Source organism: Pseudonocardia sp. ZF1 (genome assembly GCF_056835605.1).
In genome coordinates, this window is sequence record NZ_JAJNBY010000001.1 from 2,491,123 (window position 1) to 2,513,192 (window position 22,070).

The 22,070-nt window shown below is 74.5% G+C and carries 21 protein-coding genes; 10 read left to right on the plus strand and 11 right to left on the minus strand.

The window, feature by feature from the left end; genetic code table 11:
• Positions 1–122: 122 nt before the first annotated feature.
• On the plus strand, positions 123–908 hold the full coding sequence (locus tag ZF1_RS12225) for an RNA polymerase sigma factor (RefSeq protein WP_482638698.1): 786 nt from the start codon (positions 123–125) through the stop codon (positions 906–908).
• Positions 909–1,369: 461 nt separating this feature from the next.
• Here ZF1_RS12225 and ZF1_RS12230 read toward each other — a convergent pair whose 3' ends face one another.
• Positions 1,370–1,735, minus strand: coding sequence for a hypothetical protein (locus ZF1_RS12230; RefSeq protein WP_482637306.1), 366 nt, complete (start codon positions 1,733–1,735; stop codon positions 1,370–1,372).
• Between the two features lie 46 nt (positions 1,736–1,781).
• On the minus strand, positions 1,782–2,306 hold the full coding sequence (locus ZF1_RS12235; protein WP_482637307.1) for a ribonuclease FAU-1 family protein: 525 nt from the start codon (positions 2,304–2,306) through the stop codon (positions 1,782–1,784).
• Positions 2,307–2,387: 81 nt separating this feature from the next.
• On the opposite strand from ZF1_RS12235, the gene uvrB reads away from it, so the two are divergent.
• The 4 genes from uvrB (at position 2,388) to ZF1_RS12255 (ending at position 8,325) form a co-directional block, all read left to right on the plus strand.
• Positions 2,388–4,625 (plus strand): excinuclease ABC subunit UvrB, encoded by a 2,238-nt coding sequence (gene uvrB, locus ZF1_RS12240; protein ID WP_202968142.1) that lies wholly within the window; start codon positions 2,388–2,390, stop codon positions 4,623–4,625.
• Between the two features lie 130 nt (positions 4,626–4,755).
• Positions 4,756–6,045, plus strand: coding sequence for a glycosyltransferase 87 family protein (locus ZF1_RS12245; RefSeq protein WP_405417564.1), 1,290 nt, complete (start codon positions 4,756–4,758; stop codon positions 6,043–6,045).
• 170 nt (positions 6,046–6,215) lie between these two features.
• Positions 6,216–7,421 (plus strand): GAF domain-containing protein, encoded by a 1,206-nt coding sequence (locus tag ZF1_RS12250; RefSeq protein WP_405421858.1) that lies wholly within the window; start codon positions 6,216–6,218, stop codon positions 7,419–7,421.
• Positions 7,422–7,557: 136 nt separating this feature from the next.
• A complete protein-coding gene (locus tag ZF1_RS12255; RefSeq protein WP_251786425.1) occupies positions 7,558–8,325 on the plus strand; it encodes an acetoin reductase in 768 nt (255 codons plus the stop codon).
• A 44-nt stretch (positions 8,326–8,369) separates the two neighbouring features.
• Here ZF1_RS12255 and ZF1_RS12260 read toward each other — a convergent pair whose 3' ends face one another.
• Complete coding sequence (locus ZF1_RS12260; RefSeq protein WP_226365503.1) at positions 8,370–9,266, minus strand: ABC transporter permease; 897 nt, start codon at positions 9,264–9,266, stop codon at positions 8,370–8,372.
• The gene (locus ZF1_RS12265; RefSeq protein WP_482637308.1) at positions 9,263–12,376 is read right to left on the minus strand and encodes an alpha/beta fold hydrolase; all 3,114 of its coding nucleotides are present in this window, start codon (positions 12,374–12,376) and stop codon (positions 9,263–9,265) included. The genes ZF1_RS12260 and ZF1_RS12265 overlap by 4 nt, the downstream gene beginning before the upstream one ends.
• Before the next feature lie 234 nt (positions 12,377–12,610).
• Here ZF1_RS12265 and ZF1_RS12270 point away from each other — a divergent pair, with 234 nt between their 5' ends.
• The 4 genes from ZF1_RS12270 (at position 12,611) to ZF1_RS12285 (ending at position 17,198) form a co-directional block, all read left to right on the plus strand.
• On the plus strand, positions 12,611–14,305 hold the full coding sequence (locus ZF1_RS12270) for a metallophosphoesterase (RefSeq protein WP_482637309.1): 1,695 nt from the start codon (positions 12,611–12,613) through the stop codon (positions 14,303–14,305).
• Between the two features lie 260 nt (positions 14,306–14,565).
• Positions 14,566–15,660 (plus strand): TerC family protein, encoded by a 1,095-nt coding sequence (locus ZF1_RS12275; protein WP_208823910.1) that lies wholly within the window; start codon positions 14,566–14,568, stop codon positions 15,658–15,660.
• Between the two features lie 181 nt (positions 15,661–15,841).
• On the plus strand, positions 15,842–16,939 hold the full coding sequence (locus ZF1_RS12280; protein ID WP_346109187.1) for a sodium:calcium antiporter: 1,098 nt from the start codon (positions 15,842–15,844) through the stop codon (positions 16,937–16,939).
• 19 nt (positions 16,940–16,958) lie between these two features.
• Complete coding sequence (locus ZF1_RS12285) at positions 16,959–17,198, plus strand: hypothetical protein (protein ID WP_482637310.1); 240 nt, start codon at positions 16,959–16,961, stop codon at positions 17,196–17,198.
• A gap of 6 nt (positions 17,199–17,204) precedes the next feature.
• Here ZF1_RS12285 and ZF1_RS12290 read toward each other — a convergent pair whose 3' ends face one another.
• Positions 17,205–17,708 (minus strand): metallophosphoesterase family protein, encoded by a 504-nt coding sequence (locus tag ZF1_RS12290; protein ID WP_482638699.1) that lies wholly within the window; start codon positions 17,706–17,708, stop codon positions 17,205–17,207.
• Positions 17,705–18,082 carry an FKBP-type peptidyl-prolyl cis-trans isomerase gene (locus ZF1_RS12295; protein WP_226356486.1) on the minus strand — a complete coding sequence of 126 codons (378 nt, stop codon included), beginning with the start codon at positions 18,080–18,082 and terminating at the stop codon, positions 17,705–17,707. The genes ZF1_RS12290 and ZF1_RS12295 overlap by 4 nt, the downstream gene beginning before the upstream one ends.
• A 119-nt stretch (positions 18,083–18,201) precedes the next feature.
• Here ZF1_RS12295 and ZF1_RS12300 point away from each other — a divergent pair, with 119 nt between their 5' ends.
• Positions 18,202–18,858 (plus strand): SMI1/KNR4 family protein, encoded by a 657-nt coding sequence (locus ZF1_RS12300; protein WP_251786431.1) that lies wholly within the window; start codon positions 18,202–18,204, stop codon positions 18,856–18,858.
• A 28-nt stretch (positions 18,859–18,886) separates the two neighbouring features.
• On the opposite strand, the gene pqqE is transcribed toward ZF1_RS12300, so the two are convergent.
• From pqqE to pqqA, 5 genes are all read right to left on the minus strand, one after another.
• A complete protein-coding gene (pqqE, locus tag ZF1_RS12305) occupies positions 18,887–19,969 on the minus strand; it encodes a pyrroloquinoline quinone biosynthesis protein PqqE (RefSeq protein ID WP_251786432.1) in 1,083 nt (360 codons plus the stop codon).
• On the minus strand, positions 19,966–20,328 hold the full coding sequence (gene pqqD, locus ZF1_RS12310) for a pyrroloquinoline quinone biosynthesis peptide chaperone PqqD (RefSeq protein WP_251786433.1): 363 nt from the start codon (positions 20,326–20,328) through the stop codon (positions 19,966–19,968). Before pqqD ends, pqqE begins: the two co-directional genes overlap by 4 nt.
• Positions 20,315–21,004 (minus strand): pyrroloquinoline-quinone synthase PqqC, encoded by a 690-nt coding sequence (pqqC, locus tag ZF1_RS12315; RefSeq protein WP_482637311.1) that lies wholly within the window; start codon positions 21,002–21,004, stop codon positions 20,315–20,317. The genes pqqD and pqqC overlap by 14 nt, the downstream gene beginning before the upstream one ends.
• A 1-nt stretch (position 21,005) precedes the next feature.
• Positions 21,006–21,899, minus strand: coding sequence for a pyrroloquinoline quinone biosynthesis protein PqqB (gene pqqB / locus ZF1_RS12320; protein ID WP_251786435.1), 894 nt, complete (start codon positions 21,897–21,899; stop codon positions 21,006–21,008).
• Positions 21,900–21,963: 64 nt separating this feature from the next.
• Positions 21,964–22,056: a pyrroloquinoline quinone precursor peptide PqqA gene (gene pqqA, locus ZF1_RS12325; protein ID WP_060712366.1), complete on the minus strand. Its 93-nt coding sequence runs from the start codon at positions 22,054–22,056 to the stop codon at positions 21,964–21,966.
• Positions 22,057–22,070 lie beyond the last annotated feature (14 nt).

A 22,070-nucleotide genomic window follows, 5' to 3' on the forward strand; every position in this document is an offset into this window, starting at 1 on the left:
TGCTCCTGCCCGGATCGGTCGCGGTACCTGCGGGTATCCGTCGATCGGGCCGGTCACCGGGGTGATCGGCACCGGACCGGAGGGTCCGGTGACGGCGACGAGAGGACACGGGGTTGAGCACAGTGGCCCAGCGTTTCGGGGCGGACGGCGAGTTCGCCGAGCCCGAGCGCGCGCCCGCGTTCCCCCACACGGATGAGTACGGCGGTGCGCCGGAGCCGGGCGAGCCGGGCGCGCTCGACCACGACGCGTGGACCGGCGCCGAGTACGAGGCCCCGCCGATCAGCGGCGCGGTCGTCCAGCAGCACCGCACGCTCCCGCACGGTGAGCTCCGTGCGGACTTCGGCGCACACCTCGAGACGCACTACCCGCGCCTGGTCGCGCAGCTCTACGCGATCACGCTCAACCCGCACGACGCGCACGACGCCGTGCAGGACGCCTACTCGCGGGCCTGGCGACGCTGGGCCGCGCTGCGCGCCGAGCCCGCGGGCCCGGACCACGAGGACGCGGCCGTCGGCTGGGTCCGGCGGGTCGCGATCCGCACGTCGATGCGGGGGCGGATCCTGCGCCGCCGTCGCAGGCCGTCGCCGGAGGAGACCGACCCGCGCACCGGGGCGCTCCTGGAGGCTCTCGGGAGGCTCGCACCCGTCGACCGCCGGGCCGTGGTGCTGCACCACATGGCGGGCCTGTCGACCGGCGCGGTCGCCGAGCTCGAACGGGTCACCGAGCACGAGGTGCGGCGCCGGCTCGTCCGCGGTCGCGAGGTCGTGACCGAGGGCATGGCCGAGGTGCTGGAGGAGATCATCGGACCTGCGGGTGGCGCGGTCGGGGGACCGCCGCCGGGTCACGGGGCGCCGCAGTACGACCTGCGTGGCGGGTACCCACCCGCCACCGAGGGGGGACGGGTATGAACGGGTTCGCCGACATCGACCGGGAGTTCCACCGGCTCGACGACGTCTTGGCCGCGGCGGTGCCGCTGCCCGCCGTCGACGACGTGATCTCCCGCGCCGCCGGTGCGCGCCGGGCCACCTCGGCCGCGGCCGCGGCGGTGCTCACCGTCGGGTCTCTGGGCGGCATCACCGCCGTCGCGACCGCGGCCGCCCCCGGCGGCAGCTTCGTCGGCCCGCCGTTCGCCATCGCCGCGCCGCAGGAGAGCGGCCCGACCCCGGAGCCGGTCCGGACCGGCGACGCCGGTGGCGCGGCCACCGGTGGTCAGGGCGGTCTCCCGCCGGCGTTCGACCCGACCGTCGCGGCGACCCAGGGCGGCGCGCTGCCCGGTGGTGGCGGCTCGCCCGCCGCCCCGCGCCCGGTCCGGCCCCGCGCCCGGCACCCCCGGCGCGCCGGTGGTCCCGCCGCCGCCCACCGGCGGCGGTCAGCCGTCCCCGCCGTCGCACACGACCCCGCCGCGGCCGACCGACGAGGGTTCGCCGGAGCCGACGACGCCTCCGCCGTCAACGACGCCCCGGCCCACCACGCCGAAGCCGACGACCCCGACGCCGACCACGCCGCCGGAGACCTCGACGCCGAAGCCGACCGACGAGGGCACCCCGGAGCCGACGACCGACCCGGTCCCGACGACCACCAACTCGGCCGCGCCGACCACCACCTCGCCCGACCCGACGACCACCACCGGGAGCACGCCGCCGGAGACCTCGACCAGCGCCGTCGGCCTCGGCCCGGCGCAGTCCTCCGCGCTCTGACCCACCCGGGCCGGCCCCGCCACGGCCGGTCGGTGCACCGGGCGCGCCGTACGGACCGCCCGCGTCGCCGGTCGGTGGCGACGGTCAGTCGCGAGCGTCCTCCGGCCGGTCCCGCGGCCCCAGGTCGATCCCCAGGGACGCCAGCCAGGCCACGTGGTCGTGGTCGTGGCGGACCAGCCCCTCGAGCACGGCGTGCGACCGCTCCAGGGCGTACTCGGCCAGGTCGGTCCCGACCAGCCCCTGCGCCACGGCGGCGACGAACTCGTCGACGTCGATGACGTCGGTCCCGCGGCCGCGGCGCACCACGAGGTCCAGGTAGAGGTCGGTCATGTGCAGCCGCCTGCCCTCACGGGTGATCGCGGCGACGTCGACGTACACGTCCTGGTCGCGTTCGTGCCCCGGCCGCCACCGCCAGTCCGACAGGCACACGCCCAGCTCCGGGAGCACCCAGGTCTCGATCCACCAGGCGTTCGGCCGGGCGACGACGGGCCGGGACAGGTACAGCCCCCAGGTCTCCTCGCGCAGTGTGGCGATCTCGCGGTGTGTCCCCTTCGTGTCGATCTGGACGCCCCGTCGGGGGTCGAAGGTCTGCGTCTTGGGCGGGTGCACGGTCGCCCATCCTGCCTCCTCCGGAGGATCCGGCGGGGCGCACGGGGGGAAAGTGTCGGGGGTCGCTCGTACCCTGGTGTCATGGCATTCGCGACCGAGGTCCCGGGCAGCGCGGCGGACTCCCGTGCCCGGGAGGACGAGGCACACCCGGACGCGGGCACCACCCCGGCGGACACCCCGCGTGCGCACTCCGAGCACCGCCCGGTGGGTGCGGTCGAGCGGAGCACGGCCCCGTTCCGGGTGGTCAGCGAGCACGTCCCGGCCGGTGACCAGCCGACCGCGATCGCCGAGCTGGACCGGCGCCTCCGTGCCGGCGAGCAGGACGTCGTCCTGCTGGGCGCCACCGGCACCGGCAAGTCGGCCACCACCGCGTGGCTGATCGAGCAGCAGCAGCGCCCGACGCTGGTGATGGCGCCGAACAAGACCCTGGCCGCGCAGCTGGCGAACGAGCTGCGGGAGATGCTCCCGAACAATGCGGTCGAGTACTTCGTCTCGTACTACGACTACTACCAGCCCGAGGCCTACATCGCGCAGACCGACACCTACATCGAGAAGGACAGCTCGATCAACGACGACGTCGAGCGGCTGCGGCACTCGGCGACGATGAACCTGCTGTCCCGCCGCGACGTCGTCGTGGTCGCCTCGGTGTCGTGCATCTACGGCCTCGGCACCCCGCAGTCCTACCTCGACCGGTCCGTCTCGCTGCGGGTCGGCGAGGAGGTCGAGCGGGACCGGCTGCTGCGGCTGCTGGTCGACGTGCAGTACACCCGCAACGACATGTCCTTCACCCGCGGCACGTTCCGGGTCCGGGGTGACACCGTCGAGATCATCCCCGCCTACCAGGAGCTGGCGCTGCGGATCGAGTTCTTCGGCGACGAGATCGAGGCGCTGTACTACCTCAACCCGCTGACGGGCGAGGAGGTCGAGCAGGTCGACGAGATCAAGGTCTTCCCGGCGACGCACTACGTCGCGGGCCCGGAGGCGATGGAACGCGCCGTGCGCGCCATCGAGGCGGAGCTGGAGGAGCGCCTCGCACAGCTGGAGAACCAGGGCAAGCTGCTCGAGGCCCAGCGGCTGCGGATGCGGACCCAGTACGACATCGAGATGATCCGCCAGGTCGGGTTCTGCTCGGGCATCGAGAACTACTCGCGCCACATCGACGGCCGCGGCGCCGGCACCGCGCCGGCCACCCTGATCGACTACTTCCCGGACGACTTCCTGCTGGTCATCGACGAGTCCCACGTGACCGTGCCGCAGATCGGCGGCATGTACGAGGGCGACATGTCCCGCAAGCGCAACCTCGTCGAGTACGGCTTCCGCCTCCCCTCCGCGGTGGACAACCGGCCGCTCACCTGGGAGGAGTTCGCCGACCGGATCGGCCAGACCGTCTACCTGTCCGCGACCCCGGGCCCCTACGAGCTCAACCGCACCGGCGGCGAGTTCGTCGAGCAGGTCATCCGCCCCACCGGCCTGGTCGACCCCGAGGTCGTCGTGAAGCCGACCAAGGGCCAGATCGACGACCTGGTCGCCGAGATCCGGGACCGGACCGCCAAGGACGAACGGGTCCTGGTCACCACGCTGACCAAGAAGATGGCCGAGGACCTCACCGACTACCTGCTCGAGCTCGGGATCAAGGTCCGGTACCTGCACTCCGAGGTCGACACCCTGCGCCGGGTGGAGCTGCTGCGGCAGCTGCGGTCCGGCGAGTACGACGTGCTGGTCGGCATCAACCTGCTCCGCGAGGGTCTCGACCTGCCCGAGGTGTCACTGGTGGCGATCCTCGACGCGGACAAGGAGGGCTTCCTCCGCTCCGGCACGTCACTGATCCAGACCATCGGCCGCGCGGCGCGCAACGTCTCCGGCCAGGTCCACATGTACGCCGACCGGATCACCGACTCGATGCGGTACGCCATCGACGAGACCGACCGGCGCCGCGCCAAGCAGGTCGCCTACAACACCGAGCACGGCATCGACCCGCAGCCGCTGCGCAAGAAGATCGCCGACATCCTCGACCAGGTCTACCGCGAGGCCGAGGACACCGAGGCCGTCCCGGTCGGCGGGTCGGGCCGCAACGCCTCGCGCGGCAAGCGGGCGGCGGGGGAGAAGGGCCGTCCGGCCGCGGCGGGCAGCTCCGGGGTGGCGGCGAAGGACACGGCGGGCATGCCGCGTGCCGAGCTGGCCGACCTCATCCAGCAGATGAACGACCAGATGCTCACCGCCGCACGGGACCTCCAGTTCGAGCTGGCGGCCCGGCTCCGCGACGAGATCGCCGACCTCAAGAAGGAGCTGCGGGGGATGGACGCGGCCGGGGTGTCGTAGGCGGGTCCCGCGGCGGGGCGCGGGGTCGCGCCCCGCTACCGTGGTCCACCGTCGTCCCCGAGCGGCCGCCGGGCTCCGCCCGTCGCGCGGCCCGTACCCGTCCGGCCCGGCCGCACACGGAGGAGCCCGCGTGACCGTCACCCGCACCCCGCACGACCCCGACGTGCCCGCCGCTCGCGGCGGGGCCGCCGCGGTCCTCGTCGGACGGCTGCGGACGGCGGCACTCACCCCCTGGACACTCGTGGTCACGGTGCCGCTGCTGGCCGCGGCGCTGTACTGGTCCTGGTTCCGGCTGCGCGACTACGCACTCGACCTCGACGTCTACCGGATCGGCGTGCAGGTCTGGCTGGACGGCGGTGACATGTACGGTCGGCTCCCGCTACCCCTGCACGGGCCCGAGCTGCCGTTCATCTACCCGACCTTCGCGGCGATCACGATGGTGCCGCTGACCGTGGTGCCCTACGCCGTCGCGTTCACCGCCCAGTTCGTCGCCTCGGTGCTGTCGCTGGCGGTCTGCATCGCGCTCACGATCCGCGTCGCGTGGCCCGCGGGCGGGCGGCGGGCCCCGTTCGTGCTGGGCGTGCCGGTGCTGGCCGCGGCGCTGCTCATGGAGCCGGTCGCGCAGACCTTCGCCTTCGGCCAGATCAACCTCGTGCTGATGCTGCTCGTGCTGGTCGACCTGCTGGCCCCGCGGACCTGGTGGCCGCGCGGGCTGCTGCTCGGCCTGGCCGCGGCGATCAAGCTGACCCCGGGCGGGTTCGTCCTGTACTTCCTGGTGCGGCGGGACTGGAAGGCGGCGGGCGTCGCCGTCGTCACCGGCATCCTCGCGACCGGCCTCGGGTTCGTCGTCGACCTCGACTCCTCGGTGCGGTACTGGTTCGTCGGGGGACCGGCGGCCGGGGTCAGCGGCTCGACGTTCTTCTCCAACGAGACCGTGCAGGCCGTGCTCGCCCGCCAGGAGGTCCCCGACCCCTGGTTCCACATCCTGTGGCTGGGCATCGTCGCGGTCCTGCTGGCGCTGGCCGTGCCGGTCGTCCGGCGCTCCGAGCCGGTGATCGGGATGTCGGCGACGGCCGCCGTCGTGCTGATGGCGACCCCGACCGCCTGGTCGCACCACTGGGTGTGGGTCGTGCCCGCGCTGATCGGGATCGGTGCGCACGCCCTGCGGTACCGCAGCGCCGGGTGGGCCGCGGTCGGCGCGGTGATCGCCGCGATCTTCTACATCGCGCCGTTCCGCTGGATGCCCAACGTGTGGGGCGTCGAGATGAAGTGGAGCCTCTGGGAGCAGTTCCTCGGGGCCAGCTACGTCATCCCCGCCGCGCTGACCCTCGGACTGGGCTGCTGGTACGTCACCCGGGGCCCGGGCCGTCCCGGTGGTCCGCGGGCCCCGCACCCCGAGCGGCGTCACGTCGGGTCCTGACCCTCCGGCGGGGGCCGGCCCGGGCACGACCGCCCGCGACTATGGCGCGGGTCACGGACACCCGCCTACTGTGGGAGCCGGAGGTGCCGGTGGAGCCAGTCGACGACGACCGGAACCGGGCAGGCGTGTGCGCCGTCCGCCCGGGGACCGACCTCGGTCGGCACGCCCGGATGCTGTCCCGGCTGCACGACGCGGTGCTGTCCGGCGACGCACGCCCCGACGACACGGCGCGCGGACGTCGGCTGATCACCCGCTCCTGGGACCGGGTCCGGGCCCAGGGCGTGGACCCCGACGCCGGTGAGCCGCCCGGCCCGCTGGACGCCGCCGTCGTCGAGCAGCGCCGCGCGACGTCACCGCTGGTGCCGGTGCTGCCCGCACTGCGTGCCGCGCTGACCTCGGTCGCCGAGGACGCCCGGCACGTGATGGTCGTCTGCGACGCCGACGGGGTCCTGCTGTGGCGGGAGGGCTCGACCGCCGTCCGCCGCCGCGCCGACGCGCTCGGGTTCACCGAGGGCGCGGAGTGGTCCGAGCAGTCGGTCGGCACCAACGCGATCGGGACCGCGCTCGCCGAGGGCGGGCCGGTGCAGATCTTCTCCGCCGAGCACTTCGTGCGCAGCCACCACGGCTGGACCTGCACCGCGGCCCCCGTGCACGACCCGCGCAGCGGTGAGCTGCTCGGCGTCGTCGACCTGTCCGGGCCCGCCGAGACCATCCACCCGACGACCGTCGCGCTCGTCGACACCGCGGTGCGGCTCGCCGAGGCCGGGCTGTGGCAGCGTCACGAGGCCCGCCTCGACGCGCTGCGCACCATCGGCGCCCCGATGCTCGCCGGCGACACCGGGCCGGGCCTGGTGGTCGACGACCACGGCTGGGTCGCCGCCGCGTCCGGGCTGCCCGGTGTCGAACGGGTCGCCGCACCGGTGCCGGAGCGCCTGATCGCCGTCCACGGTCTGGGGCCGTGCCTGCCCGAGCCGGTGCCCGGCGGCTGGCTGCTGCGCCCGGCGTCCGGCGGGAGCAGGCGGATGCGGCTGCGCCTGGACCTGGACGGTCGTCCGCCGCAGGCCGTCATCGAGGGCACGACCCGCTGGGTGCACCCGCTGTCGACCCGGCACGCCGAGGTCCTGGCGCTGCTCGCCCGTGCGGGGGCGAGCGGGCTGGACGCGGCCACGCTGTCCCAGGGGCTCTACGGCGACCGGGCGCACCTGGTCACCGTCCGCGCCGAGATGTCGCGGCTGCGCCGGAACCTGGGCGGGATCCTGCTGGCCCGCCCCTACCGGATCGCCCCCGAGGTCGAGCTGGACCTGACGGGGCTGGCCGGCAGCCGCGTCGTGCGGGAGTCGACCGCGCCGGGCGTGGCCGCGCTGCGTCGCGACTGAGCGACCCCGTCGCTGCAACCCGGCTGCAACGCTGTCCGTGACCCGCGTCACCGGTTGGACTGGGGTCGCGGGAACGTCCCGCCGCGGCAGGGACGCCGCCCCCCGGCGGCCTGCGCGAGCGAACTGGGAGGCCGACATGGGTGTCGCCGTGGTCACCGGAGCCGGACGCGGGATCGGGCGGGGCATCGCCCTGCGCCTGTCACGGGACGGGCACGCCGTCGCCGTCAACGACCGGGACGCCCACGGCGCCACCGCCGTCGCCGAGGAGATCCGCTCGGCGGGCGGGACCGCGGTGGCCTACCCGGCCGACGTCACCGACCCCGACGCGGTCACCGCGATGGTCGGCCAGGTCGCCGAGGAGCTCGGCGGTCTGGACGTGATGGTCGCGAACGCCGGTATCGCCCAGGTCAAGCCCCTGCTCGAGGTGACACCCGACGACCTGCGCACCATCTTCGACGTCAACGTGTTCGGCGTCGTCTACTGCCTGCAGGCCGCCGCCCGCGTGATGATCGACCGGGGGACCGGCGGCAAGATCGTCAGCGCCGCGTCGATCGCCGGGCACCAGGGCTTCGACCTCCTCGGGCACTACTCGGCGACCAAGTTCGCCGTCCGTGCCCTCACCCAGGCCGCGGCCAAGGAGCTGGCGCCGCACCGGATCACCGTGAACGCGTACTGCCCGGGGATCGTCGGCACCGACATGTGGGACCTGATCGACGAGCAGATGGGCGCCCGCAGCGGCGCGGGGAAGGGCGAGACGCTCACGCAGTACGCGGCCGCCATCCCGCTGGGCCGGGTGCAGACCGCCGACGACGTCGCCGCCTTCGTCTCCTACCTCGCCGGCCCGGACTCCGACTACATGACCGGCCAGGCCGTCATGATCGACGGCGGGGTGGTCATGGTCTGAGGGCCCACCGGGTGCCGGGCCGCGCGGCCGGCCCGGCACCACGGTCAGCTGGTGATGTCCTTGGTGCGGAACCGCCACGCCGCGAGCCCCAGGAATGCGGTGGCGTAGCAGACCGCGGAGAACGTCCCGTAGGTCATGTCCGACCAGTCGACGTCGGTCGCCAGCAGCGCCGACCAGGCGTCGCCGTAGTGGGTGGGGAGGAAGTCCCGGATGATCCCCAGGTCCTCGATCTGGTCGATGATCTGGGAGACGATCGAGGCCATCACCGCGCCGCCGACCGCGCCCAGCGGGGCGTCGGTGCTCACCGACAGCAGCAGCGCCAGCCCGGCCACCCAGCTCAGCTGCACGGTCACGTACAGCGCGCCGAGCATCACCCGCCCGGCCGCGCTCCAGAACGGCAGCGACTCCCCGATCGGCGAGACCAGGTCCCCGGTGCCGTAGGCGATCGCCCCCACCACCAGCGACGCGACCGGGAGCAGCAGCAGCGCCGCCACCGACAGCACCCCCGCGACGACGGCCTTCTGCCGCAGCAGCCGCGCCCGCGGTACCGGGACGGCCAGCAGGTAGCGCAGCGACGACCACGACGCCTCCGAGGCCACCGTGTCGCCGAAGAACAGCGCGACCAGCACCACCAGCAGGAAGCTCGCCGAGGCGAACAGCGTGAACACCGCGAAGTTCGCGGCGCTGCCCGACGCCAGGTCGACCAGGCTCGGGCCACGGGCTCCGGGCTCGTCGTCGCCGAGGGAGAACGCCGCCCACAGGATGATCGGCATCGCCACCACCAGCGCGAACGCGACCTGGGTGCGACGGCGCTGGAGCTGGCGGACCAGCTCGGTGCGCAGCGGCATGGTCCGGCCCGGGACGGCGGGCGGCGCGGCCCGGCCGGTCACGAGGTCGCCGACGTGCCCGCGGCGGGTCGAGAGCTGACGGTCGTCACTCACGAGGTACCTCCGACGTCGCGCCCCTCGGGGCCCACCAGTTCCAGGAACGCGTCCTCCAGCCGCCCGCGCGGCCCGGCCGCGCTGACCGCGACCCCGCCGGACACCAGCGCGGCGACGGCGTCGGCGCGGGCGGTGCCGTCGAGATCGGCGTGCACGACGCCCGGCTGGTCTCCGGTGACGACGTCGGTGACGCCGTCGAGGGCGGCCAGCACGGCCCGGGCCCGGCCGGTGTCGTCCACGGTGAACGACGAGCCGCCCCCGGCCGCCATCAGCTCGGCGACCGTCCCCGCGGCGACGACCGTGCCGCGGTGCATGACCACGACCTCCGAGCAGGTCTGCTCCACCTCCGACAGCAGGTGGCTGGACACGAGCACGGTCCGGCCGCCCGCGGCGTAGCGGCGCAGCAGCTCGCGCATCGCGTGGATCTGGGGCGGGTCGAGCCCGTTGGTGGGCTCGTCGAGGATGAGCAGCTCGGGCAGGCCCAGCATCGCCTGCGCGATCGCGAGGCGCTGCCGCATGCCCTGGGAGTAGGTGCCGACGCGGCGGTGCACCGAGTCGCCGAGCCCGGCGATCTCCAGCGTCTCCTCCATCCGCGCCTGCTCCGGCGGGCGCCCGGTGGCCTCCCAGTAGAGCCGCAGGTTCTCCGCGCCCGACAGGTGCGGCAGGAACCCGGGTCCCTCGACGAACGCGCCGATCCGGGACAGCACCGCCGCGCCGGGACGGATGGGACGGCTGAACGCCGTCATCGTCCCGGCGGTGGGCGCGATCAGGCCCATGAGCATGCGCAGGACGGTCGTCTTGCCGGCGCCGTTCGGGCCGAGCAGGCCGAGCACCGCGCCGCGCGGCACGGTGAACGACACGTCCGACACCGCGGCGAACCCGTTGCGGTAGGTCTTCGCCAGCCCGCCGACGACCAGCGGCGGAGCGTCGCCGGGCACGTCGTCGTCGGAGGGCTCGGTCCGGCGCGACCGCAGCCGCGCCACCAGCCACACCAGGAGTGCCGCGGCCAGCACCGCGGCGATCCCGAGCACCGGCCACAACGGGACGGTCCCCGCCGACTCGGTGCGGCCGGGCACCTGGGGCACCGACAGCGCGGTGTCCCCGGCGAGCCCGACCCGCCACACGGCCGGGTCGGCGCCGGAGTCGTAGCCCTGGTCGGTCGTCGACAGCTGCACCAGCAGGCGGCTGCCCGCCTGCACCGGCGCGACGACGCCGGGCAGCGTCACCGTCGCCTCGGCGGGGGAGCCGTCGGCGGGGACGGCGATCCGCAGCGGCGCGACGGCGTTGCCCAGCAGCGTGCTGCGCCCGTCGGGGGTGAGCGTGGTGAGCGACGCGAACAGCACCGCGGTGTCCGGGGCGGGCTGTCCGGCGACCCGCGCGACGCGCACCGTCACCCGCGGCGCCCCGGAGGGCTGCATCGCGTCGGCGACGGGTGCGGTGAGGAACCGGGCGGACTGGCCCGGCGTCGTCAGGCCGGACAGGCCGCCGAGCGAGCCCAGCGACCCGAGCGCCGAGCCGAGGCCGGGCAGCGACGTGAGCGCCGACGGGTTCCCGCCCGGCGGGTGGACGACGGTCTGCTCACCGCCGTCCAGGGGCAGCGCGGTCGTCGGGGCGGGTCCGGAGCCCGCGGTCAGGCCGGGGTAGGCCCCGGCGAGGACGGTCCGGCCGGTGGGGGTGTCGCCGCGGGTGCGGACGGTGCTGCGGACCTGGTAGGCGAAGGGGGCCTCGGCGAGACCACCGGTGGTGCCCTGCGCCGCGGGCAGGCCCCGCAGGTGCTGGTCGAACCAGTCGGCGATGCGGGCGCGGACCTCGGAGTCGGGGCCGCCGCCGTCGTGGCCGCCCGCGAACCACAGCACCGACACCGGGGTGCCGTTCGCGGCGATCTGGCGGGCGTTCGCGTCGGCCTGGTCGAGGCCGAACAGGGTGTCCTGCTCGCCCTGGACCAGCAGCGTCGGTGCGGTGATCCGGTCGGTGACGGTCGCGGGGGAGGAGCGGCGGAGCAGCTCGGCCAGCTCCGGGGAGACGCGGCCGGTGCGGGCGGCCTCGCCGTAGGCGGCGCAGACGTCGCGGGCGAAGCGTCCGCAGATCGGGTCCGACGCCGGCCGCGACGCGTCCGGTGCCCGGCTGGTGGCCGCGCCGGTCGCCGTCACGCCTCCCGGACCGGCCGCGGTGCCCGGTCCCGCGGTGCCCGCGCCGTCCGGCCCGGACGCGCCCGCGGTGCCGGTGCCGTCGGAGGAGGACGCCCCGCCCGAGGACGAGCCGAAACCGCCCCCACCGCCGGAGCCGCCGGAACCGGAGCCACCGAGCCCGCCGGAGGAGCCGGCGGCGGCACCCGCCGGGGAGTCCCCGCCCGCGGGCACCCGGCCACCGGAGCCGAAGAACACCCCGGCCCAGCCGCTCTTGAACACCCCGTCGCCGGTGCCCGCACCGGCCGCCGGCGTGCCCGGCGGCGTCGCACCGGCCGGGACGGCGTTGTTGGGGAACAGCGCCTGGCCCAGGTCGTTCCAGGTGATCACCGGGACGATCGCGTCGATCCGCCGGTCGTAGCCGGCCAGCAGCAGGGCGAGGCCACCGCCGTAGGACCCACCGGTCACACCGACGCGGGGGTCGCCGTCGGCGTCGCGCTGCACGTTGGCGCGCGCGGCGAGACGGTCCACCAGCCGCGACGCGTCGGCCACCTCGCGGTCGGGGTCGTCCAGCCCGATCGAGCCACCGGAGGCGCCGAAACCGCGCGCGGTCCAGGTCTGCACCACGTAGCCGCGGGCGGCGAGCTCGCGGGCGTCGGAGTCGACGGAGGCCTTGCTGCCGCCGAAGCCGTGCGCCACCAGCACCGCGGGCGCGGGGGAGGCCGCGGTCGCCGAGGCGGGGACGTAGAGCGAGGTGTCCAGGTCGATCGTGCCCGGCTGCCCGGGGCCGGCCGGGACGGCGACCTTCTCCTCGGTCACGGCGACCGCCCCGCCGTCGTCGGCCGCCGCCGCGGCGGGCGCCGGCGCGGCGACCGGCACACCGGGTGCGGCCGACGCGGCCGGGGCGAACGCCAGCACCAGGGCGGCGACCGTCGCCGCCACGATCGGGGTACGGACCCACCGGGTCCGGGGGAGCACGTGCACGTCATCGAAACTACGCAGATCGCCGCGACCGCGTCGCCGGTCGGCGGGTGCGTCCCGCCACGCCCGCCGCCCGGCACCGTTCCGGCACGGGAACCGGCACCGGCCCCGGCGAACCGGGCACCCGGGATGAATGCCGCACCAACGGCGCGTGACCCCGGGGTGTCGCCGGGCGTTCACCCGACGTTCCGCCGTGCAACGCCGACCGGAAGCCGCAGCCCGGCACCGTCACCGGGTGTGAGCGTCAACCCCACCGGAGAGACCCCCGGCGTCGGTGTCCCGCGGGCACTCGCCGTCGACATGACGATCGCCGACCAGCAGGACTGGCTCGCCGCCTTCCTGCGACGCCACCCGGTCAGCCGGCGCACCGCGCTGCGCGGCGGCGCCGGAGTCCTGGCGACCCTCGCGGCGTCCGGGTCGCCGTGGGCCCGCGGGGTGGCCGCGGCCGCCGCACCCGCGCCGGTGACCGTCGTCGGACGGCACCTGGCCTACGGGCCCGACCCGGCCCGCTCGATGTCGTTCTCCGGGGAGCTGACCGCGGCCCCGCCGCCCGGCCGGATGGTCGTCGACGTCGGCACCGACTCCGGGTTCGGGCTCACGCTCCCGGTGCAGGTCCGCCCGCTGGAGAGCCTCGTCCCGCAGGTGGACGGCAGTATCCGCGGCACCCGCCAGTGGCTCGCCCACGCCCGCGCCGACGGCCTCACCCCGGGTAGTCGCTACGTCTACCGGTTCCGCATCGAGGGCCCCGGCGGAACCACGGCGACCACCGCCACCAGCACCTTCCGCACGGCCGCGCCCCACGGCACCCGGCACCGGTTCACCTTCACCGCCTTCGCCGACCAGGGCGTGAGCACCGGTGGGGAGCCGAACCACTACAAGCCCGACGACACCCACCGCAGCCCGGCGCCCGCGGAGGCGCTGACCGCGCTCGTCGCCGCGGAGGCACCCGCGTTCCACCTGCTCGCCGGCGACATCTGCTACGCCGACCCCTCCGGCGCCGGCCGGCCGGTCCGCAACGGCGCCCCGCAGGACGACGAGGCCCACGACAGCTTCGCCCCCACCGTCTGGAGCACCTACTTCGCCGCGATCGAACGCTCGGCCGCGTCGACCCCGTGGATGTTCGCCACCGGCAACCACGACATGGAGGCGCTCTACGACCTGAACCGGGCCGACGGCCCCGCGCACGGCTACGCCGGTCACGCCGCCCGGCTCGCGCTGCCCGGGACCGGCCCCCGCGGCTGCCCCTCGGTGTACGCGTTCACCCACGGCACCGTCGGGGTCGTCAGCGTGGACGCCAACGACCTCTCCACCGAGATCCCGACCAACGTCGGCTACTCCGGCGGGACCCAGCTGACCTGGCTGGAGCGGACCCTGGCCGGCTGGCGCGCCGACCCGGACGTCGAGTGGATCGTGCTGTTCTTCCACCACTGCGCGTTCGCCACCTCCGGCTCGCACGCCTCCGACGCCGGGGTGCGACGGGCGCTGGCGCCGCTGTGCGACCGCTACCGGGTCGACCTGTGCGTGCAGGGCCACAACCACCAGTACGAGCGCACCGACCCCATCCGCGACGGCCGCCCCACCCGTCCGGCGCCGGACCGCTCCACCGTCCACCCGGAGACCGACGGCACCACCTACGTCTGCGTCGGCTCCGGCGGACGGCCCCGCTACCGCTGGCAGCCCGGCGAGACCGACAGCTTCCGCGGCCACGAGACCGAGCAGGCGCCGGTCACGAGCTTCCTGGCCGGTCCCGACGACCAGAAGCAGACCGAGACCGTCACCTGGTCGCGGACCCGCTACCTCGGCTACGCCTACTTGCGCTGCTCGGTGGTCCCCGGTTCCGGCGGCACCGACTCCCGGCTCGTCGTGCACGCGATCTCCGACCTCGGCGAGGAGATCGACATGGTCCGGCTCAGCCGTCGCGCGCACCGCTGAACCGGACACACCGGACGACTTCCGGCCCCGACCGGGTGCCCTGGGTCACCCCGACTCGCCATGCAACGGACCAGGGAGGACACTTCACCTACCGCAGGGGAGTATCCCTACCGCGGTGGTGTCGTCAGCACGGTGTCGTCGCGAGCGTGGTTCGCGAGCGGACCCGGCACCACCGGCCACGCTCGGCAGCCGCAGCAACGGGCTGCCGTGGCGGGAGAGACCTCGGGCTGTCTGATGCTGCCCTGGTCTGGAGGAACTTCGTGAACGTACCCCTGTGGGTCTGGCTGGTCACCATCGTCGGGTTCGTGCTGGTGATCGGCGCGGACCTGTGGCTCAACGACCACAAGCCGCACGCCGTGACCCTGGGCGAGGTCACCCGCTGGGTCGTCTTCTACGTGGCGCTGGCCGTCGCGTTCGGCTGCGGGGTCTGGTTCTTCTCCGGGGGCACCTACGCCGGCGAGTTCTTCGCCGGCTACCTGACCGAGTACTCGTTGTCGGTCGACAACCTGTTCGTCTTCCTCATCATCATGTCCGCGTTCAAGGTGCCGGTCCTCCACCAGCACCGGGTGCTGCTGGTCGGCATCGTGATCGCGCTGATCATGCGGAGCATCTTCATCGCCGCGGGCGCGGCGGTCATCGACCGCTTCAGCTGGGTGTTCTTCCTCTTCGCCGCGTTCCTCATCTACACCGCCGTCTCGCTGGTCAAGCAGGCTGCCGGCGGCGACGACGAGGAGTGGAAGGAGGGCCGGGTCCTGCAGTGGGTCCGCAAGGCCTTCCCGGTCACCGACGACTACCACGGTGCCAAGACCACCGTGAAGATCGACGGCAAGCGCTGGCTGACCCCGATGCTGATCGTGATGATCGCCATCGGCGTCACCGACATCATGTTCGCCCTGGACTCGATCCCGGCGATCTTCGGCCTCACCCAGGAGCCCTACCTCGTCTTCACCGCGAACGCGTTCGCGCTGATGGGGCTGCGTCAGCTCTACTTCCTGCTCGGCGGGCTGCTCAACAAGCTGGTCTTCCTGTCCTACGGCCTCGCGGTGCTGCTCGCCTTCATCGGCGTCAAGCTCGCCCTGCACGCCCTGCACGAGAACGAGCTGCCCTTCATCAACGGCGGGGAGCCGGTCCCGGTCCCCGAGGTCGGGATCGGACTCTCGCTCGGCGTCATCGTCGGCGTCCTCGCGCTCACCACGATCGTCAGCCTCGTGGCGGTCCGGATGAAGCCCGAGCTGGCCGAGCAGGGCAGCGGGATCACCGCGCCGCCGCTGGCCCGCACCAAGGAGGAGGCCGCGCAGATCGAGGCCCAGGACGAGCAGGCCGACCACCGGGTGAGCGCGCCCCCGCGCGACTGAGGCCCCCGGCCCGTCGGATCCGCATCGGACACCGGGGCGGGGCCGTGTCGGCCCCGCCCCGCCCGGCGCGCCGCGCCTGTGACCAGGCGAAACGTCCTGCCTGGTGATTGTCAAGTGTTGCTTCGCCACGTGGTCCAGTTCACTATCGGGTGATCCTGGCGTCGTAGCGAGGGGCTGACGCATGATCCCGGTGATCGAGTTCGTCCTGGGCGTCGCCGTGCTGGTCTACAGCGCGGAGAAGCTCATCGGCTACCTGGTCGGGGTGGCGAGTCGCTGGGCGATCTCGCTGTTCCTGATCGCCGTCGTCTTCACCGGGATCGAGTTCGACGACCTCGCGTTCGGGGTCGTGCTGAACATGGAGGACCTCAGCGACGTCGCGCTCGGCACCGTCATCGGCACCACGATCGCGCTGACCGGCATCGTGCTCGCGCTCGCCGCGATCATCGCGCCGACCCGGGTCGAGGTCCCGCGCGACTACCTCGCGCTCTACGTCGCCGCCCCGGTGGTGATGTTCCTGCTCGCGCTCGGCGGGCTGCTCACCGCCGGCACCGGCGTCGTGCTGATCCTGCTGTTCGTCGCCTTCGTCGGCTGGATCGCCTACCGCGAGTACTCCGCCCGTCGGCCCGTCTGGCGCAACGCCGAGGTCTACGAGCAGCTGGAGAAGGCCGGGGTCGCCGCGGGCGGGAGCACGACGGCGACGGTCGCGCCGAGCGGCCCGCCCCGGACCGACGCGGCGGCCGGCAGCCCCGGGTTCCGGCTGCCCGAGGACCTGCGCGTCGACGACGGGTTCCTCAAGGCCCGCGCCCAGCCGCCCGGGCGGACCATCCTGTTCGCCGTCATCGCGCTGATCGGGCTGGTCGTCGGCGCACTCATCGCCGGGCAGGGCACCGAGGGCATCCTCGAGACCTGGGCGATCAGCGGGACGGTCTTCGGGGTCACCATCGCGACGCTCGCGCTGTCCCTCGAGGACATCCTGATCACCGTCGAGCCGGCCCGGCGCGGCGCGCCCGAGATCGCCGTCGCGAACGTGCTCGGCAGCGTCGTGTTCTCGGTGACCGGCAAGCTCGGCGTGATCCTGCTGGTCGGCGGGGCGATCGTGGTCGACCCGACGGCCCTGGTCTGGCACCTGCCGGTGCTGCTCGGGCTCACCGTGCTCTCCGCGGTGTTCCTGGGCACCGGGCGCATCCGCCGCTGGCACGGCGTGGTGCTGCTGGGGCTCTACGTCGCCTACTTCGTCCTCAGCCTGACCGTCTTCGGCGGCGTCCCCGTCGACGACTGAGCACCTGCAGGGAGACCCGATGCTCACGAAGGACCGGATGGCCGCGGCGCTCGTCGTCGTGGCCGCGCTGGTCGGCCTCGTGCTCGTGTTCGGCACGGGCGAAGGCGCCCGCGACGACGACGACGCCCCGGCGGGCGGCCCGCCGTCGGCCACCCGGGTGGACGACGACGACCGGCGGGCCCCGGCCGCTCCGGCCCCGCAGGACCGGGCGCCGGGGCAGCAGCAACAGCAGCCCGACGACGATGACGACGACGACTGAGCGGCGTCAGAGGTGGTGCAGCACGACGTCGTCGATCCGGCCGTCGTGCAGGGTCAGCGTCATCCAGGTGTGGGTCGGCATCCGGCGCCGGTCGGTCGGCGACCCCGGGTTGAGCAGACGCAGCCCGTCCGCCGCGGAGTCCCACGGGATGTGCGAGTGCCCGAACACCAGCAGGTCGGTGTCGGGGTGCGCGGCGAGCGCCCGGCGTTCGCGGCCCTGCTTCGGGCCGGTCTCGTGGGTCACCGCGACCCGGACCCCGTCGAGGGTCGCCCGGGCCGTCTCCGGCAGCCGGGCGCACAGCTCGTCGCCGTCGTTGTTGCCCCAGCAGGCGAGCAGCCGGGCCGCGCGGCCCTCGACCCGGTCGAGCAGCTCCACCGAGCACCAGTCACCGGCGTGCACGACGACGTCGGCGGCGTCGACGGCCGCCCACACCGGCCCGGGGAGCCCACCGGAGTGGGCGGCCCCGCGGCTCGGGTGGTGGGTGTCGGAGATCAGCAGGAGCGCGGTCAGCGCACGCCCACCAGGTCGCAGACGAAGATCAGGGTCTCGTTCGGGGCGATGACGCCGCCCGCGCCGCGGGCGCCGTAGCCCAGGTGCGGCGGGATCACGAGCCGGCGGCGGCCGCCGACCTTCATCCCGGCGACGCCGTTGTCCCAGCCGGAGATGACCTGACCGGCGCCGAGGCCGAACTGCAGCGGCTGGCCGCGGTCGTAGGAGTTGTCGAACTCGCGGCCGGTGGACTGCGAGACCCCGACGTAGTGCACGGCGACGGTGTCACCGGGCTTGGCCTCCGGGCCGTCGCCGACGGTCAGGTCCTCGGTCACGAGGTCGGTGGGCAGCGGGCCGTCGACGATCTCGACGGCGGGCTTCTGCGGTGCGGACACGGACGTGCTCCTCACGGACGGGGACGGCCCGCGGGGGCGGGCCGTGGGTGCGCGACGACCCTGCCAGAACCCGCCGGCGGGTGCGTCCCGGGCCCGCCCGTCGTGGCACGCTGCACACCGTGACCGGTGACCGTGACCTCTCCGGCGGCGCCCCCGACGACGGCGTCGCGACCGACTGGCCCCGCTGGCTCGACGTGCTGGAACGGGCCGGGATCCCGGCCTCGTCCAACCTCCGCGCGCCCGCGGAGCCCGGCGCGGTGGCCGACGCCGAGGCGGTGTTCGGCCGGGAGTTCCCGGCCGCGCTGCGGGCCCTCTACGCGCTCGCCGACGGCCAGCTGGCCGACCACCCGCGTGCCCCCGGCCCGCACCCGGAGGTCGCGACGAGCCTGTTCCCCGCGACCTACCGGTTCGTGCCCCTGGCCGAGGCGACGCGGGAGTACCGCGGCTGGCTCGACGTCGTCGCCGACATGGGGCACGACCACGTGACCGTGCGCGCCGGGGATCCGGTGCTGGCCCACTACTGGGACGCGGGCTGGTGGCCGCTGGCCGTCGACGGCGGCGGGAACGCCCTGGTCGTCGACACCGTCCCGGAGCCCGGTGGCGCCGTCGGGCAGATCGTCGTCGCCGGTCCGGACGAGGACGAGCGCCGCGTGGTCGGGACCGGCGTGGGGGACTACCTGCGCCGGCTGATCGCCGCCGGACCGGAGGTCGACGACGCGGTCGTCGACCCCTCGGACCGGGCCTACCGCTTCTGGGACGCCACGCACCTGCGCTGACCGGGCGCGGCCCGCTGCCGCTCCGGCCTCAGCGGTGCGGCCGGGGCGCCAGCTCCAGGTCCACCCGCGCCGGCCGGTTCGCCTCGGACACCACGTCCTCGACGAGCCCGTGCTCGGGCGACAGGTGGCACACCGGGTCGGTGGCCGCGGCGTCGCCGGTGAGCTGGAACGCCTGGCAGCGGCACCCGCCCAGGTCGATCTCGCGACGGTCGCAGGTCCGGCACGGCTCCTGCATCCAGTCCTCGCCGCGGTAGGCGGTGAACAGCGGCGCCGAGGTCCAGATCTCCTCGAGGCCGCTGTCGCGGACCGAGGCCCGCGGCAGCGGCAGGGTCTGCGCGGCCGGGCAGGGCAGCGCGTCGCCGTTCGGGGCGACGGTGAGCTGACGCTGCGCCCAGCCGCCCATGCACGGCTTGGGGTAGCGGGAGTAGTAGTCGGGCAGCACGTGCACGACCTCCATCGACCCGGCCAGGCGCGCCCGGGCGGCGGTGACGACCTCCTCGGCCCGGTCGAGCTGCTCGCGGGTCGGGAGCAGCGACGACCGGTTGCGCCAGGCCCAGCCGTAGTACTGGGTGTTGGCGAGCTCCACCCGGTCGGCGCCGAGGCGCTCCACGAGGTCGACGATCGCGCCGATCCGCTCGATGTTCTGCCGGTGCAGCACCACGTTGACCGTCAGCGGCCAGCCCAGCTCACGGACGAGCCGGCAGGCCTCCAGCTTCTTGTCGAACGAGCGGATCCCGGCGATCCGGTCGGAGGTGGCGGGCTCGTCGGCCTGCACGCTGACCTGCACGTGGTCCAGCCCCGCCGCGCGCAGCGCCTCGGCCCGCGGCCGGGACAGCCCGATCGCACTGGTCACGAGGTTGGTGTACATACCCAGGTCGCAGGCGGTGCGGACCAGCTCGGGCAGGTCCCGCCGCAGCAGCGGCTCTCCGCCGGACAGGTGGCACTGCAGCACGCCCATGGCGGCGGCCTCGCCGAACACGCGCTGCCAGTCGGCGGTGGACAGCTCGTCGTCGTAGCGGGCCAGCTCGATCGGGTTCGAGCAGTAGGCGCACGCCAGCGGGCAACGGTAGGTGAGCTCGGCGAGCAGCCCGAACGGGCGCGGGGCGCTCATCCGAGCGCCACCAGGTTCCGGGCGACGAGCCGGGTCAGGTAGTCGCGCACCTGGTCGCCGACGACCAGCGCGTCGGCCTCGTCGAAGTCCGCGACCAGCGCCGCGACGATGTCGTCGACGCTGCGCTCGCCGTCGCACAGGCGCAGCACCGCGTGCCCGGTCCGGTTCAGTACGACGACGGTCTCCGGCCCGAGCAGCACCCACCCGCCGGTCGGGCGGTCCGGCCGCATCCGCACGTGCCGGCCGAGCCGGGGCCGGGAGTCCCCGGTGACCGCGGGTGTGCGGGCGGCCCGTTCGCCGCGTCGTGGCGCCGGGACCCGAGCCGCGCCGGTGGCGGTCGACCCGTCACGCGTAGGCATGGTCGATCGCATCCATGATCGCCCAGAGCACGTCGCACTTGAACGACAGCGCGGCCTCGGCGGCGTCCTGCTCGGCGGGGGTGCGGCAGTGCGCGACGACGACCTCCAGTGCGTGCTCGGAGTCCCGCGGGGCCTGGAACAGCCGGTTGCGGAAGTACTGGAGCCCGTCCGGGTCGATCCAGGTGTAGTACTTCTCGAACGCCGCCAGCCGCTCGGCCATCAGGTCCGGGGCGAACAGCTCGGTCAGCGACGACGCGACCGCCTCGACCCACGGCCTCGTGCGGGCGAAGCCCACGTAGGCGTCGACGGCGAACCGCACCCCGGGCTGCACGTGCCGGTGGTCGGTGATCTCCGACCGGCTCAGCCCGCACGCCTCGCCGAGCCGCAGCCACGCCTCGATGCCGCCGGAGGTGTCGCCCTCGTCGGGGGTGCCGTCATGGTCGACGATCCGGCGGATCCACCGCCGCCGGACCCCGACGTCGGGGCAGTTCGACAGGATCGCCGCGTCCTTGACCGGGATGGCCTCCTGGTAGGCGAACCGGTTCGCGACCCAGCCGCGGATCTGGTCCGGGGTGAGGGTGCCGTCGTTCATGCGGACGTGGAACGGGTGCGCCGAGTGGTACTGCGCGGCGTGCGCCCGCAGCCGTCGCACCAGCGCGGTGTCCGGAGCGGTCATGTCAGACCTCCAGTTCCAGTCCGTCGAACCCGACGACGACCCCGGCGGCGGTGACCGCGGCGCGTTCGGCGGAGTCCTCCAGCAGGACGGGGTTGGTGTTGTTGACGTGCACGTAGACGATCCGGGGCACACCGAGGGCGGTGAGCACCTCCAGGCTGCCACCCCGGCCGCCGACGTGCAGGTGTCCCATGTCGTGCGCCGTCTTCGCGGCCAGCCCGAGCCGGACCAGCTCGTCGTCGTGCCAGGTCGTGCCGTCGACGAGCAGCAGGTCGGCGCCGTCGATCTCGTCCTGCACGGCGGGGGTCAGCTCCTGCACGCCGGGCAGGTACACCGCGTACCGGCCGGACGCGGTGTCGGTGAACCGGTACCCGACCACCCGCCCGGGCAGGCCCTCGGCGACGCCGAACCGGTCGTGCTTGCCCGTCGGCGCCTCGAACGCGCGGTAGACGAGGCCGCCGAGGTCGTGGTCGGCGCCGGGGACGACCTCGGTCCAGGTGACCGGGCAGAACCGCTCCAGGGTGGGCAGCAGCCCGGATCCCTCGCGCAGGGTCCGCTCGGTCGCCGCGGTCGCGTGCAGCGACACCCCGCGGCCCTCGCGCAGCAGCACCAGCCCCAGGGTGTGGTCGATCTCGGCGTCGGTGAGCAGCACACCCTGCAGCGGGGTCGTCCGGTCGCCGGTCGGGTGCAGCGCGGGAGCGTCGGCGAGCTGGGTGCGGACGTCGGGGGAGGCGTTGACCAGCCACCACCGCCGCCCGTCGGGGGAGACGGCGATCGAGGACTGGGTGCGCGGCGTCGCCGGTCGCGACCCGTCGCGCACCGCCCGGCAGCCCGGACAGCCGCAGTTCCACTGCGGGAAGCCACCGCCCGCCGCCGATCCGAGGATCCGGATCCTCATGGCACCCCCTGTTCCACGGCGACGGCCGGGGGCGCGCTGCGCGCGCCCCCGGCCGTCGGTCACCTCACGCCTCGGTCCGGGCGATGTACATCGTCACCTCGGGCGCGCAGCCGATCTCCTCGAACTCCGGCGCCTCCCACTCGGTGGTCGACTCCATGCGATCACCTCCCT